This is a genomic window from Pseudomonas sp. D47 (genome assembly GCF_045447305.1).
In the GTDB taxonomy this organism is placed as follows: domain Bacteria; phylum Pseudomonadota; class Gammaproteobacteria; order Pseudomonadales; family Pseudomonadaceae; genus Aquipseudomonas.
In genome coordinates this window covers 46400-61504 of record NZ_JBJGXU010000004.1, presented here as the reverse complement: position 1 = coordinate 61504, position 15105 = coordinate 46400, and the positions used below count along the sequence as shown (strand labels likewise).

11 protein-coding genes are annotated in these 15105 nt (G+C 60.4%); 3 read left to right on the top strand and 8 right to left on the bottom strand.

Annotated elements, in window-relative coordinates:
* The first annotated feature begins 21 nt into the window (after positions 1-21).
* Both ACI77I_RS05085 and ACI77I_RS05080 read left to right on the top strand, forming a co-directional pair.
* Entirely contained in the window at positions 22-2040 is a 2019-nt protein-coding gene (locus tag ACI77I_RS05085; protein WP_406997079.1) for a hypothetical protein, read from the top strand.
* 120 nt (positions 2041-2160) lie between these two features.
* The gene (locus ACI77I_RS05080; RefSeq protein ID WP_094953580.1) at positions 2161-2787 is read left to right on the top strand and encodes a bifunctional 2-polyprenyl-6-hydroxyphenol methylase/3-demethylubiquinol 3-O-methyltransferase UbiG; all 627 of its coding nucleotides are present in this window, start codon (positions 2161-2163) and stop codon (positions 2785-2787) included.
* Positions 2788-2892: 105 nt separating this feature from the next.
* Here ACI77I_RS05080 and ACI77I_RS05075 read toward each other — a convergent pair whose 3' ends face one another.
* From ACI77I_RS05075 to ACI77I_RS05060, 4 genes are all read right to left on the bottom strand, one after another.
* Complete coding sequence (locus tag ACI77I_RS05075; protein ID WP_406997078.1) at positions 2893-5088, bottom strand: glycoside hydrolase; 2196 nt, start codon at positions 5086-5088, stop codon at positions 2893-2895.
* 116 nt (positions 5089-5204) lie between these two features.
* Positions 5205-8258 carry an efflux RND transporter permease subunit gene (locus ACI77I_RS05070; RefSeq protein ID WP_094953578.1) on the bottom strand — a complete coding sequence of 1018 codons (3054 nt, stop codon included), beginning with the start codon at positions 8256-8258 and terminating at the stop codon, positions 5205-5207.
* On the bottom strand, positions 8255-9325 hold the full coding sequence (locus ACI77I_RS05065; protein ID WP_242153887.1) for an efflux RND transporter periplasmic adaptor subunit: 1071 nt from the start codon (positions 9323-9325) through the stop codon (positions 8255-8257). Before ACI77I_RS05065 ends, ACI77I_RS05070 begins: the two co-directional genes overlap by 4 nt.
* Positions 9322-10425 carry an efflux RND transporter periplasmic adaptor subunit gene (locus ACI77I_RS05060; protein WP_242153885.1) on the bottom strand — a complete coding sequence of 368 codons (1104 nt, stop codon included), beginning with the start codon at positions 10423-10425 and terminating at the stop codon, positions 9322-9324. The genes ACI77I_RS05065 and ACI77I_RS05060 overlap by 4 nt, the downstream gene beginning before the upstream one ends.
* A 119-nt stretch (positions 10426-10544) precedes the next feature.
* On the opposite strand from ACI77I_RS05060, the gene ACI77I_RS05055 reads away from it, so the two are divergent.
* Positions 10545-11705, top strand: a complete 1161-nt coding sequence (locus tag ACI77I_RS05055) for an AAA family ATPase (RefSeq protein ID WP_094953575.1) — start codon at positions 10545-10547, stop codon at positions 11703-11705.
* Positions 11706-11876: 171 nt separating this feature from the next.
* Here the strand turns inward: ACI77I_RS05055 and ACI77I_RS05050 are convergent, their stop codons facing one another.
* Genes ACI77I_RS05050 through ACI77I_RS05035 form a run of 4 tightly spaced genes read right to left on the bottom strand, consistent with a single transcriptional unit; the run spans position 11877 to position 14806 of the window.
* Entirely contained in the window at positions 11877-12731 is an 855-nt protein-coding gene (locus ACI77I_RS05050) for a transporter substrate-binding domain-containing protein (protein WP_406997077.1), read from the bottom strand.
* Entirely contained in the window at positions 12728-13504 is a 777-nt protein-coding gene (locus ACI77I_RS05045) for an amino acid ABC transporter ATP-binding protein (RefSeq protein ID WP_094951122.1), read from the bottom strand. Before ACI77I_RS05045 ends, ACI77I_RS05050 begins: the two co-directional genes overlap by 4 nt.
* Positions 13501-14160 (bottom strand): amino acid ABC transporter permease, encoded by a 660-nt coding sequence (locus ACI77I_RS05040; protein ID WP_094951121.1) that lies wholly within the window; start codon positions 14158-14160, stop codon positions 13501-13503. The genes ACI77I_RS05045 and ACI77I_RS05040 overlap by 4 nt, the downstream gene beginning before the upstream one ends.
* Positions 14141-14806, bottom strand: a complete 666-nt coding sequence (locus ACI77I_RS05035; protein WP_065941074.1) for an amino acid ABC transporter permease — start codon at positions 14804-14806, stop codon at positions 14141-14143. Before ACI77I_RS05035 ends, ACI77I_RS05040 begins: the two co-directional genes overlap by 20 nt.
* Positions 14807-15105 lie beyond the last annotated feature (299 nt).

The following is a 15105-nucleotide window of genomic DNA, read 5'->3' as shown; positions in this document are numbered from 1 at the left end:
TGAACCAGCAAGGTAATGATGATGACGACTCCAACCGGCTCAACCGTTGACATATCCCTGGATCCACCCACCGCGACCTTCGGCATCCAGCTTGATAAAACCGACCCGCCAGATAAACTCGATTACCCTGAAAAAGCAAAATGGGCCTTGGGGCTACGCGCCAGCGACCCTTATGCCGAGTTCTCCTCCGAGGCTTGGTTCGCTGACACCATCGGTGACGAATTCTACCTGTACGGTAATGGCAAAGAGTTGAGCAAGGGCAGCATTACCACCAAGGCACCGCGTTACTTCTTGAACGTCCTCCTGAACAACCTCCTCCCGACCAGCCTGCAGGAGGGTTTAGTCGATGTTTACTGGGAAGTGGTGCGCAAGGCTAGCGGTCAGAGAAGTCGTTCGACTACCGAGAAGTATCTGGTCAAGAAAACCCGCCCTGCCGGCATAGACCGTAGGCCGGACATCTTCGGGCACGATGGATTGCGCGTGGTGGCTGAAGGTTTTTCGGCAGACGCGGATATTGATGCAAGCACAGCAGCAAACGGAATGTGGGCCCTGGTTGATAAGTATCAGAACGCCCGTGAGAACGACGAAATTTTCGTCTATCTGGACGGTATCGCCACCAAACGCCGTTTGAGCGCCGCAGAGGCCGCCGGGGCGGGGCCGTATCGAGTGTTTATTCCGTCGGCGGTTTTCCAGAGGATCAGTCAATCCGGCACCGTAGCGCTCATTTGCACCGTGATAGATGTGGCCGGAAACATCCCGGAGGGGAACGATAAGTTTTCGCTGCCCTACTTATTGAGCAGCAACCTGGACCCCTCGCTGTTTGATCCACCGTTGTTTTATGTCAATGGCCTTGAGTCAACGCTGTTGGACCTGGGCACCCAAAGTAATCTCCCACTCAGCGTGCTGGCGACAGTGCGACGCTCGATAGCAATCGCCAGCCCACCCAACCAGATCGTTGTGACGCTGACCCTGACCAAGGCTGACGGTACGCAAACGAGCAAGCGCTTGGCGCCGTTTTCCCACACGCAAAGGGCCGGCAATCAAACGCCGGTGCCCAATGAGTATTTCAAAGAGGAAGGGTTTGTTCGCATGTCGTTCGAGCTGTTCACCCCAACAGGGGTATTGCTTGGGCGCTCGGGCAGCAGCACGGTGCGGGTGCTGGGCACGCCGGTATTGACGTATCCGGCGCCGGCCTTCGACAACATGTCAGGGCCTCAGACGATCACGCTGCAGAACTATCTCAATGGCGGCGCTGTGGCGGTGACGTACCGGAGCATGTCCCCTGCCGATGTAATCCGCCTCATCTGGAGCATTCCAAATGGCAACGTCGTCAACATTGCGCCACAGACCGGGACAACCGGTGGAACAGTGCTATTCCCCATCAGTGCGCAAATCATCAACCAGAGCGCGGGCCAACTTAGCAAGTTAAGTTACCAAGTGACGGTGGGGGGCAAAACAACGACGTCAGATGTTCAAGAAGTGACGATAGTAGGCCAACTTAAGATTGCGCAAGAGCCCATGACTCTGAGTGGGCTGTCTATCAAAGTACCGTGGTGGGCAAAATCAACAGGATTGGAGTCAATCGGTAATTCGGGTAGTCGCGTCGCTACGGGTGGTTTGGGGACACTCACCTATACTTCCCGCAAGCCCAGCGTTGCATCAGTGAACGCCCAAGGTTTGGTAATCGGCAATGGCTGGGGTTCTACGACAATTGATGTAAGAGATCAGTATGGCACCATGGTCTCGTACCCCGTTAACGTCAGTAATGTATACCGCTTAGTGCCAAGCGAGGCGGGGACCGATTTCAATGTGGCACTCGGATTCATTAATTCCGGTCACAGGCAACTAGGCTGGGATGGCGTCGCTGATTTGCAACGTGTCTATGGCCCCAGACTGCCGGTGAATCAACATTATTGGTTTGGGCCTACCACAGACCCCTCCACCGCTGTTTTTTACCATTGGCAAAACGGCGGTATTGCTTCAGGCGGTCGTACTAACCACGTGTTCGGCGCTTGGACGTTGGTGCAATTAATCGGATAGTGGGCTGAGTACGCCATCAAAATACAACGGAGCGGAGGAGTACAACACTTATCCGCTCCGTTTTTTTTGAGCCCTGCCATGGCGTATAGTCAGCGTCTCTTCAGACCTCGAAGCCCCTCCATGAAACTCGCCCCCGACGACCTGAACCAGATTACCTCCGCGACCCTGGGCCACTACAACAATGTGGCCGAGGACTTCCGTGACGGCACCCGCGATCACGATGTGAGCCAGAACATCGACGCCCTGCTGCGACACATCCAAGGCACGGCGCCGTTTACCGTGCTGGATTTCGGCTGCGGGCCGGGGCGGGATTTGCAGACGTTTACACGCATGGGCCATATCGCCGTAGGGCTCGATGGCTCTGAACGGTTTGCGCAAATGGCGCGCGAGGACAGCGGCTGTGAGGTGTTGCAGCAGGACTTTCTCAAGTTGGAGCTGCCGGCTGAACGCTTCGACGGGGTGTTTGCCAATGCGGTGTTGTTTCATATTCCTAAGCAGGAATTGCCGCGCATTCTCAAGCAACTGCACAGTGCGTTGAAGCCTGGCGGTGTGTTGTTCAGTTCCAACCCACGCGGTGAAAACCAGGAAGGCTGGAATGGACCGCGGTATGGGTCTTATCACGACCTGCAAGCGTGGCGGGCACTGCTGACAGCGGCCGGCTTTGTGGAGTTGGAGCATTACTATCGGCCGGCCGGGCTGCCTCGGGAGCAGCAGCCTTGGTTGGCGAGTGTGTGGCGCAAACCATAGACTTTCGTCGCCCGGCCTGACGTCTTCGCGAGCAAGCCCGCTCCCACAGGGGAATGCGTTCCAAATGTGGGGGCGGGCTTGCTCGCGAAGGCCTCACCGGCACCGCTAATGCACCTGATACACCACAGGTTTTTCGCCCACCACCATTGCCGTCACACTGCGCCCGGCATAGCCCTGTTTTTCTTCAGCCGAGAAATTCGCCACCAACCGCGTGCCATCGGCAAACGTGGTCTCCTGCACCTGCTTGTCTGCCGTCAGCCAGCGAAACCCCGTCATCGCCTGAGTCGCCAAGCGTTCATGCAGCGGCCTGAAAAACTGATCCTGGCGCTGCATCAACGGTATCCGCTGCTTAAGCGTCGCGGCACTGAGGTGATACAGCGGCGGCACGTTGTACAGCAGTTGGGTCAACTCATTCTCAGCCTGCACATTGCCGAGCTTGAGGCTATCGAACAGCCAATGGTGAGTGGTAATCACCGAGCCGTGGAACACCGCCTGATACAGCGGTAGACGCATCGTCGGCTCGAAATACACCGTGCGGAACGGCTCATTCAACGGCACCGTCTTGAAGAACACCGTGGGTTGCTCAGGCGGGTACCAGTTGCCGACGTAATAGGGCGACTGCTTGTCCTTGGTCATCTCCCGATCCCCCCAACCAATCACCGGCGTCTGCATGCCGTGGGCGAACAGAATGCCCTGGGCGGTGATGGCGTTGCCGTCTTCGGAACCGGCGGGCAGCTTGAGCGCCGTATTCAGCCAGCGGGACGCGTCGATATTGCCTTCGGCGTTTTGCGCCTGGGTCATTTCGGCACCGTCACGGTAGCTGTCAAAGAGCATGCTGGTGGCGTAGACATCGAGGAACCAGGCGTTGAAACCGGCCTTGGCTTGCACTGCCTTCACCCGCGCTTCCAGCAGTGGCCGTACGCAACGCGGGTCGGTGTAATGACCGGATTGCTGGAAGCCGGTCTTGAGCTTGCCGTCTTTCAACACGATAGCGCAGTCGCGATAGGCCTTGCTGCCCAGGTGGGCGGTGGTCCAATCCGGGTTTTCGGTGGTGGATAACGCGGTTTCATAGGAGTCGTACGGCGCCATCAGGTAACCCGCCTTAACGCCCGACTGAATCGCTTCGGGGTGCCAGAGGCCGCCTTCCCAGCCTTCGCCCAAAGTCAGCAAAAGGCGCTTCAGCCCAGCATCTTGCAGCGCTTTGACGGTCTTGGCCGACAGCGTGCTACCCCAGGTCTCGGGGCTGTCGCTCAAGGCGCCGGCAAACGCTGTGGCCAGTTCACGGCGAAGTACACCATAACCGTCGGCAAGCGTGAGCATGTCCGGCTCGTCGGTGGCCTGCCAGGTTTGCCGGGCCTTTTTATTGATCGCCGCGTTGAGGCCACGCAGCAGCACGGTCTTTTGATAGCCATCCAACGTGCCGGTTTGAGTCAGCACCTGCGTGGCCTCTTTGTCCAGCAAGCCCTTGAGTTCGTGGCCGCGCAGCAATTTCACCAGCAGCGGCCAGTCGCGCACATCCTCCGGCCCTAACAGGTCATTGCCCCACAGGTAGACATGGCTGGCACCCAGCAGCTTTTCAGCCTCGGGAGTCTGGCGCAGCTTGTCCGCCAGCGGTTCATAACGCCCCTGCGCCACCAGCCACTCGCGATAGCGCTTGGCCCCGGCCAACGGGTCGGCATCGCCCAGGTGCAGGCGCAGGGTCATCGGTGCGGTGGGCTCAAGACGGGTGAACTCATGCGCCACTGAAAGCGCCAGCCCGCCACCGTCTGCTTGCCATTGCAGATGGTTGTTATAGGGATTGGTGAGCAACCAGTTAAGCGTGAAGCGCCCATGATCCACGCCCCATAACGGCAGGCTGAGGTCCTGCGTGGAATTGACCTCGCCCTGTTCCAGCAAAAACGCCTTCCATACAGGGTTATCAGCGGGAACGTAATGCCCTTCGGCCAAGGGCCAGATCAAGCCTTTGCCCATGGCCTCGGCGGGTTGGCGCAAAAGGGCTAACTCACCCGGCTCGCGTGCACTGATGGTCAGGGCAAGGTCGCGCTGCTCAAGGCGAGCGGTCAGGTGATAGCTGCCGTTGTCCCATTGCCAAGTGGCCTGTTCGGCATCGGCCTGCATCTCGACGACGGCGTGCGCGGCTACACCGCTGGAGGCTTGCACCGAGGTTTCGCCTGAGGGCGTAACGCGCAGCGCTAACGTGGCGGGGTCGAGTTCGACGCGCCACTGCGCATTTTCCAGCACGGTGGCGGCAAAGAGTTGAGGAGACAGCAACAGGCTAAAAACCAGGACTAAACGGCGCATGACGCAGGCCTTCCAAACAAGATCAGGCCCGGAGGGTAAAACAGTTAACGCCAGGCGCGCTGTAGGGAAAGTGTTTCCAAGAGTCTTCCTACATCCTTGCAGGAAGGCACGGATGGTCAGGCCTGTTGTTTTTTCGGCTCGCGAATCTTGTACCACGCCACGTAAAGCGCGGGCAAAAACAGCAGCGTCAGCAAGGTGGCGATGATGATCCCGCCAATCATCGCGTAGGCCATCGGCCCCCAGAACACTTCACGCGCAATCGGGATCATGCCGAGGCTGGCCGCCGCCGCGGTCAGTAGGATCGGCCGGCGCCGGTGCTCGGTGGCTTCCACCACCGCATCCCACGGCGTATAGCCGTCGCGCTCATATGCATCAATCTGCGTCACCAGAATCACCGAGTTACGGATGATGATGCCGATCAGCGCCAAGATGCCGAGGATCGCCACAAAACCCATGGGCGTGCCCGTGGGTATCAGCGCCAGCACCACGCCGATCAGCCCAAGCGGCGCGACACTCGCCACCAGGAACATCTTCTGCACGCTGTGCAGCTGGATCATCAGGAAGGTGGCCATCAAGAACAGCATCAGCGGCACCACTTTGGCGATAGGGCCTTGGGCCTTGCCGCTTTCTTCGACGGTGCCGCCAGTGGCGACGGTGTAGCCCACCGGCAGGCCGGCGCTGAACTTATCGATCTCGGGCTTGAGTTGTTTGACCAGGTCGGTCGGCTGCATCTCATCGCGCACCGAAGCCTTGATGGTGATGGTCGGCTTGCGATCACGGCGCCATACCAGCGGCTGCTCCAGCTCATACCGCACGGTGGCGAAAGCCAGCAACGGAATCGAGGTGCCGTTGGGCGTGACGATCTGCAGGTTCTGCAAGGTTTCCGGGGTGCCGCGTTCGGCGTCTTCGGCGCGCCCCACCACGTTGATCAGGTAGATATCGTCGTGCACCTGGGTCACCGAGGCACCGCTGACCACACTGTTCATCAGTTGCGCCACGTCTTCCGACGACAGCCCCAATTGCCGCGCCTTGTCTTGGGCAATGTCGACCCGCAGCACTTTGCCCGGCTCGTTCCAGTCGTAGATGATCTCGCCCAGGTGAGTGTTTTTATCCAGCAAGGTCGCCAGTTCAATGGCGTGTTTGCGCACCTGATCGGTGTCTTTACCGGACACGCGGTACTGGATCGGCCGCCCTACCGGCGGGCCCATTTCCAGTGGCTGCACATAACTGCCGATGCCGACAAAGTCATCACGCAGGCGTTTTTGCAGGCGCGCAATCAACGCGCCGCGCTCTTCCAGGCCTTTGCTGACGATCACCAGCTGCGCGTAGTAGGGGTTTTCCAATTGCTGGTCGAGGGGCAGATAGAAACGGATCGCGCCCTGGCCGATGTAGGTGCTCCAACGCGCAATGTCCGGGTCGTCCTTGATGATCGCTTCGAGGCGGTCGACAGCCTTGCGGGTCTCGTTGATCGAGGCGTTTTGCGGCAGGTTCAGGTCAACGAGAATTTCCGGGCGGTCCGACGAGGGGAAAAACTGGTTCTGCACAAACTGCATGGAAAACACCGAGGCCACAAACAGCCCCACGGTGATGCCGATGGCCCACCAGCGGTGGCGCATGGCCCAAAGCATGCCGCCATTGAAGGCACGGCCGATACGCCCCGGTTCGGCATTATGCGGCTTCACGTTGGCACTGAGGATATGCACGCCAATCACCGGCGCAAACAGCACCGCCACCACCCACGACACCAGCATGGCCACGGCAATCACCGCAAACAGGGTGAAGGTGTACTCGCCCGCCGAACTGGCATTGAGGCCGATGGGCACGAAACCGGCCACGGTCACCAGCGTACCGGTGAGCATCGGGAACGCCGTGGAGGTGTAGGCGTAGGTCGCCGCCTGCTCCTTGGTTTCGCCTTTTTCCAGGCGCGTGATCATCATTTCCACGGTGATCATCGCGTCGTCCACCAACAGGCCAAGCGCAATGATCAAGGCACCCAGCGATACCCGCTGCATGGTGATGCCGCTGTATTCCATGAACACGAACACCAGCGCCAACACCAACGGAATCGAGCACGCCACCACCAGCCCGGCACGCATGCCGAGGCTGATAAAACTCACCACCAGCACGATGATCACCGCTTCAAACAGCGCGCTGGTGAAGCCGCCGACGGCCTCTTCCACCACTTCCGCCTGATCGGAGACTTTGTGCACGCCGACGCCCACCGGCAGGTCGGCGGTCAGTTCGTCCATGCGTGTGTGCAGGGCCTTGCCGAAGGACTGGATATTGCCGCCCTTCTGCATCGCAATGGCCAAGCCGATCGCCGGCTGGCCGTTAAAGCGGAACATCGGCCGCGCCGGGTCAACATAGCCACGGCTGATCTCGGCGATATCCGCCAAACGGTAGAAACGATCATTGAGCCGCAGGTTAACGTCCGCCAAGTCCTTCTCCGAGGCGAACTGGCCCGAGGTGCGCACGGAAATTCGCTCCGGCCCCGCCTCGATCACCCCGGCGGGGGTGACCGCGTTTTGCGATTGCAGGCTTTGCACAACCTGGCGCTGATCAATCCCCAATGCCGCCAGTTTGCGCGTGGAGAAGTTCAGGTAAATCACTTCGTCCTGCTGGCCGATCATCTCGACCTTGCCCAGCCCCGGCACCGCACGGATCTCGGCGCGCACCTGCTCCACATAGTCACGCAGCTGGCGCATAGAAAGGCCGTCGCCGGTAAAGGCGTACACCGAGCCGAACACGTCACCGAACTCATCGTTGAACGACGGCCCCTGCAAACCCTGGGGGAAGGTGCCGCGAATATCGTCGATCTTCTTGCGAACCTGGTACCAGATCTCCGGAATGGCCTTAGCGCTGGTGGTGTCCTTGAGGAACACAAACACCGTGGACTCACCCGGCCGCGTGTAGCTTTTCACGTAGTCGAGGGAGTCGAGTTCTTCGAGTTTTTTCTCGATGCGGTCGGTGACTTGCTTGAGGGTTTCTTCCTGGGTCGCGCCCGGCCAGCGGGTCTGGATCACCATGGTTTTGATGGTGAACGAAGGGTCTTCTTCGCGCCCGAGGTTCATGTAGGAAAACACGCCCATCAGCAGCGCGACGAACATCAGGTACCAGACGAAGGACTGATGCTTGAGGGCCCAGTCAGATAAGTTGAAGCTCCCTTTCATCGCGGGCTGTCCTCGTCGATTTTGACTTTTTGCCCGGGTTTCAGGCTGTTCACGCCGGCAGTGACGATGCGTTCGCCGGGGTTGACGCCACCGTTGAGCAAGGCACTGTCAGCGTCGCGGCTGACCACCGTGACGTCGCGCGGCTGCACGGTCTGGCTTTGGGTGTCGAGCAGCCAGATGCGGGTCTTACCGTCGACTTCCTGCAAGGCGCTCAGCGGCAGTTCGATACGCGGCGCGATGGCAGAACTCAAGGTCACGCTGATGGCGGTGCCAAGGCGAAAGGCCGGCGGTGTCTCGGCCAGGGTCAGGCGTGCGCGGCGGGTGCGCGTGGCGCTTTGCGCCTGGGGTTCGATCTCACGCACGATGGCGGTGGTGTGCACGTTCGGGTCGAGTTGCCCGGCGACCAGAAACACCACATCGGTGGGCAGGCGCTCGGCGAGGCCCGCCGGCAGGTCGATCACCGCTTCCTTGATATCCGGACGCGCCAGGGTCACCACTTGCTGGCCGGCGCTGACCACCTGGCCCGCCTCGGCATTCCAGGCGGTGACGATGCCGGCGTGGTCGGTGCGCAGTTGGGCGTAGTTGAGCTGGTCCTTGGCCTGGTTGACCGAAGCCTTGGCCTGATCGAGGGTGGCCTGGGTGGTTTTCAGGTCGGTCTGGGCCACATCCAACTGCGCCTGGGCGCCGACGCCACGGTTGAATAATTCCTGCTGACGGCGGGCGTTAGCTTGGGCATTGATGAACTGCGCCTGCACACGGGCGAGGTCGCCTTGGGCGGCGCGCAATTGGTTCTGCTGGTCGGTGGGGTCGAGCACGGCGAGCACGGCGCCCTTCTCCACTTCGGCGCCCACATCGACCGTGCGGCGGGCGATACGGCCGGGCACGCGAAAGCCCAGGTTGCTTTCGTAGCGGGCCTGGATAGTCCCAGCGAAGCGGCCAAGGTTTTCCTGGTCTTCGGCCTTCACTTGCATCGACAACACCGGGCGCACAGGTTCAGGCGCAGGTTCTTCCTTGGAGCAGGCCACCAGCAACAGGCTGGCGGCGAGTACAGCCGTCAGGTGTTTCATGGCTGCACTCCTTGGGCCTGGGCGTTGTCAGGCGGCTGGGCGATCTCGACAAGCATGCCGGGGTGCAGCAATTGCCCACCGGCCACCACGACCTTTTCGCCGCCTTTGAGGCCGTCGCCAATGATCACGTTGCCGGTGAGGTAACGCGCCACGCTGACCTTGTGCAGTTGCGCCTTGCCGTCACCGTCGATCAGCCACACAGCGGGTTCGTTAAGGTCTTTGGTCAAGGCCGACCACGGCAGCTCGATGCTGGCCTTGGCCGGGCCATTCGCGGTGGCACTGACCACAGAACCTAAGTGCATGCCTTTGGGCAGGGATTGCAGGGCGATTTTGACTTGCACGGTGCCGGTATTGGCCGCCACCGCCGGCGTGACTTCACGGACCTTACCCACGGCCTTGATGCTCGGGTTATCCAACAGGCTGACGGTGATCGGCGCATCTGCCGGCGGCTCTACCAGCAGCGACTCATAGACATCGAACACCGCATCACGCTCGCCATCGGTCGCCAGGCTGAAAATCGGCACGGTGGCCTGCACCACTTGGCCGACTTCAGCCTGTCGCGCCGTAATCACCCCGGGGGCATCGGCGATCAGCGAGGTGTAGCCCAGTTGTTCGCGGGCATTGGCCAGTTGCGCTTGCGCGGCGGCCAGGGCGCTTTGGCTGCTGCGCAGCGCGGCTTGAGCGGCGTCGTATTCGCTGCGGCTGGTGTAGCCCTTGGGCAGCAGTTTTTCCTGACGCACAAAGGCGGCGGCGGTTTGCTTGACGCGCGCCTGTTCGGCCACGACCTGGGCCTGGGCGGAATCGACATTGGTCTGCAAATCCTTGGGGTCGAGCTTGGCCAGCACTTGCTTGGCGGTCACGCGGTCGCCCACGTCGACCATGCGTTGGATGATCTTGCCGCCCACGCGAAAGGACAAATCGGTTTGCACACGCGCCTGGATATCGCCAGTCAGCGTGACCGCCGCAGCAAAATCCGCCGGCTGCACCGTCTGCACAAACACCCGCGAATGGGCCTTGGGTTCGGCCTTTTCCTGGCCGCAGCCGCTCAACAGCGCCAACAAGCCAAGGCTGAGTACAACTATCGAAATGCGACCGCCCATGCAGGCTCCTTTGCGTGACGCGATGTGCCAGTGTGTATGCGACTGTGAGCTTAGATCAGGGTTCCTTATCTGCATGGAGGCTCCCATACTCCAATGGTTCCCACGCCGACTGAATACCTATGCTCAAAACCCTCGCAATCGCCAATTATCGCTCGATCAATAAATTGGTGGTGCCGCTGGACCGGCTGAACCTGGTCACCGGCCCCAATGGCAGCGGCAAGTCCAACTTGTACCGCGCCTTGCGCCTGCTGGCCGAAACCGCCCAAGGCAGCGTGATCAACGCGCTGGCCCGTGAAGGCGGGCTGGACTCGACCTTCTGGGCCGGGCCGGAAACCATCAGCCGGCGCATGCACAACGGCGAAGTGCCAGTGGAGGCGGTTGTGCGCCAAGGGGTAAAACGCCTGCGCCTGGGGTTTGCGGGGGATGATTTCAGCTATGCCATTTCCTTGGGGTTGCCGGAACCTGGCGCGTCGTGTTTCTCCCTGGACCCGGAAGTGAAGAAGGAATGTATCTGGGCCGGCCATATCTATCGCCCTGCCAGCCTGTTGGTGCAGCGCTCCGGCCCTATGGTGCGGGCCCGTGAGGGGCGCGCCTGGGATGTATTGGCCCAGCACACGCCCAACTATCACAGCCTGTTCGATCAGGTCGGCAGCCTGCGCGGCTCGCCGGAGGTGTTGCTGCTGCGCGAAAGCATTCGTGGCTGGCGCTTTTATGATCACTTTCGCAGCGATGTAGAGGCGCCCGTCCGCCAGCCACAATTGGGCACGCGCACGCCGGTGTTGCACCACGACGGGCGCGACCTGGCAGCGGCATTGCAGACCATTCGCGAGATTGGCGACCCCGAGGCGTTGCAGCGCGCGGTGAGCGATGCGTTCCCCGGCGCACGCTTGAATATCCAGCCGTTGCAGGGCGGGCGCTTTGCAATTGAGTTTTATCAGGAAGGTTTGCTGCGGCCGTTATCAGCGGCGGAGTTGTCGGACGGCACCTTGCGTTACCTGCTGCTGATCGCGGCGCTGCTGACGCCCAGGCCGCCGACCATGATGGTGCTGAACGAGCCGGAAACCAGCCTGCACCCGGATTTGCTGCCAGCGTTGGCGCGCTTGATTATCCAGACATCGAACCACTGCCAGGTATGGGTCGTGTCGCATGCCAGCCGTTTGATTGCGGCGTTACAGCAGGATGAAGGGTGCAATTCGATTGTGTTGGAGAAGGTGATGGGAGAGACGCGGATAGTGGGGCAAGGGATTTTGGATGCACCGGCGTGGCATTGGCCGCAATAGTCGGCGCCTGCACAGGCCTCATCGCGGGCAAGCCCGCTCCCACATTTTGATTTTGAAGAGCGTCCCCACGCTCTGCGTGGGAACGCCTCCTGTGGCGCTGCGCATCACGACTTTAAAAGCGGACGCGGAGCGTCCAAAGCTGCATGCCCACGCAGAGCGTGGGAACGATCATCAGCCCTGCCACTTACCACCTTCAACAATCACGCTCTCAGGCTGGGTGTCATCGCTCAGCTCTTTACGCACATATTGGTCATACAGCTTGAGCAAGAACTTCTCCTCACCCAACTTAGCTAACTCGGCATTCACCCAGTCGCGCAGTTCGATGTTGCCCTTCTTCACCGCCGGTGCAATCGGCGCTTCATCACCGAGCTTCTCTTCCAGCACCCGGTAGCCAGGGTTCTGCTTGGCCCAGCTGAACAGCACCAGGTTGTCTTGCGCATACGCATCACCACGGCCGGCCGACAGCGCTTGCAGCGACTCGGAGTTTTTCTCGAACTTGAGCAGCTTCCAGTCCGGGTGGTTCTTGGTCAGCCAGATATCCGCCGTGGTGCCGGTGGTGACGATGATGGTGCGAGTGGCCAGGTCATTCAGGCTTTTCACCGAGCTGTCCTGCGGCACCAAGGCCTGTACCGCGACTTTCAGGTTGGGGTTGGTGAAGTCCACCGCCTCCTTGCGTTCCGGCGTCACGGTCATGTTGGCGAGGATAAGGTCAACCTTGTCGCTCTGCAGGAACGGAATACGGCTGGCCGGCTCCACGGCAATGAATTCAACTTTGTTCTCGTCGCCCAGCAGGTCTTTGGCGAATTGGCGGCCGATGTCGGTATCAAAACCCACGTAGCGACCGGCTTCGTTCACAAAGCCGAACGGCGGTTTGTCGGTGAATACGCCGACGATCAGCTTGTCGCGCGCCTTGATCTTGTCGATGTAGCTGGCGGCAGCAGCCGCTGGTTTGGCGGGCTCTTCGGCCTTCTTATCGCAGCCGGCCAGCAAGGCGACGGCAAACAGTGGCAGCAGTAACTTTTTCATATCAGCTCCAATTCCTTGGTTTTCTTGGGCAGTGTTGACACAAAGGAGAACTTCTCCAGGAACTGCTGCGCGCGTGCGGTTTGCGGGTTCGTAAAGAATTCTTCGGGGGTGTTATGTTCGAGGATGCGACCGGCCTCCATAAACACCACGCGGTCGGCGACGGCGCGGGCGAAGGCCATTTCGTGGGTGACGATCAGCAAGGTCATGCCATCGCGGGCCAGGCCCTGGATCACCTCCAGCACTTCCTTGACCATCTCCGGGTCGAGGGCGGCGGTGACTTCGTCAAACAGCATCACTTGCGGGTTCATGCACAGCGAACGGACGATGGCGATGCGTTGTTGCTGGCCGCCGGACAGCTGACGCGGGAAGGCGTCGCGCTTGTCGGCCAGGCCTACGCGTTCCAGCAGTTTTTCCGCCTGGTCGCGGGCTTCACGCGGGTCGCGCTTCTGCACTTTCAGCGGGCCGAGCAGGATGTTGTCGAGCACGCTCATGTGCGGGAACAGGTGGTAGCTCTGGAACACCATGCCCACGTCCTGGCGCACTTGGCGCCAGTCGGTGTGCTTGTCCAACAGTTCCTTACCGGCAAACCGCAGGCTGCCGCTGTGCGCCACTTCCAAGCCGTTGAGGCAGCGCAGCAAGGTGCTTTTGCCGCAGCCACTGGGGCCGAGGATCACCACCACTTCGCCGCTTTTCACGCTCAGGTCGATGCCCTTGAGCACCTGCTGCTCGCCGAAGAATTTGTTGAAACCCTGAAACTCGATCAATGCGCTCATGCTTGGGCCCAGCGCCGTTCCAGCACCTTGGAGGCGGCCGACAACGGGTAGCAAATAAAGAAGAAAAACAGGAACAGCACGCCGTAGATCAGCACCGACTCATAGGTGCGCTCGATGATTTGCTGGCCGACCTTGATCACGTCCACCACGCCGATCAGCACCGCAAGGGAGCTGGTCTTAATGATGCGCGTGTAGACGTTGATGGTTGGCGGCGTCAGGCGTTTGAGGGCTTGGGGCAGCAGCACGTAGCCGTACAGCTGCGGATCGGACAACCCAATCGACAACCCCGCTTCGCGCTGACCACGCGGCAGCGAATGCAGCGCACCACGGACCACTTCGCCCACCTCGCTGGCGCCCCACAGCGACAGCACCAGCACCGCGCACCAGAAGCTCGGAATGCTCAAGCCGAAGAAAATCGGCAGGCCGAAAAACAGCAGGTACAACCACACCAGCACCGGGATCGCGCGAAACAGCTCCAGGTAAACCCGCAGCACCGCGTTGATCAGTGTGTTGTTCAACGTGCGCAGCACGCCATACAACACGCCGCCGACCGTACTGAAGGCGATGCTTAAAAACGAAATCGACAGCGTTTGCGCAGCGCCCTTGCCCAGTTGCGGCAACGACACCCACAACAACTCAAGACCCGAACTGGCCATGCTGGAGCCTCCTTTCCAGGCGGCTGAGCAGCAGCGACAGCGGCAAGAACAACAACACGCAAATCAGCGTCAGCACGGCGAGCATTTCGTAAGTCTTGTAGTAGAGCGCGATGTAGCTCTTGGTGGTGTAGAGAATCTCCGGCACCGCCACGGCCGACACCACCGTGGTCTCCTTGAGCAGGAAAATGAAATTGGCGAACAGCGCCGGCAGGCTGAGGATGCCGGCCTGGGGCAAAATCACATGGCGCAGCAGTTGCCAGTCGGACAGGCCGATGGACTTGCCCGACTCGATCTGCGCCAGCGGCACCGCTTCCACACCGGCGCGCAGCACTTCGGTGAGGTAGGCGCCGCCGAGGAAGGTCATGGTGATGATCGCCGCCCAGAACCCGGAAATATTCAAACCCAGAGCCGGCAAGGCGAAATACACGAAGAACAGTTGGATCAGCAGCGGCGTGTTACGCGCCAGCTCCACATACAGCGCCACCAGGCGCGACAGGTACGGCGTGCGAAACACCAGCAGCGCGGCGTTGATCAGCGCCACCAGCAAGGAGGTGGCAATAGCGATCAGGCCCACTTGCAGCGTCACCCCCACGGCGTTGAGAAACGCCGGCAAGGTGCTGAGGATAAAAGCGAAATCGAAGGTCATCGTGAGTCCATAACGCCGCAAGGGTAATGCGGCGAGCGCAGTCTGTTCCGGCGTGGGTAACGTCGGGTAGCGCGAACTTTAAAGGTATAAAAAGTAAAATTTAAATACCGAAATAGCATATTGATATCACGCAAAAAGATAACCGCCGGATTCGCGGGTTTGACCGGGGGCGGCTATGGTCTTGGGTCGAGGGAAAGCCGAATCGAGGGAATGAGAGATGAACGAGGCGAAACCGATTGATCCGCAGGAGCTGGTGAAGTGGTTGGTGGCGTTGCGCAGGGCGATCAATAGCCGGGCCG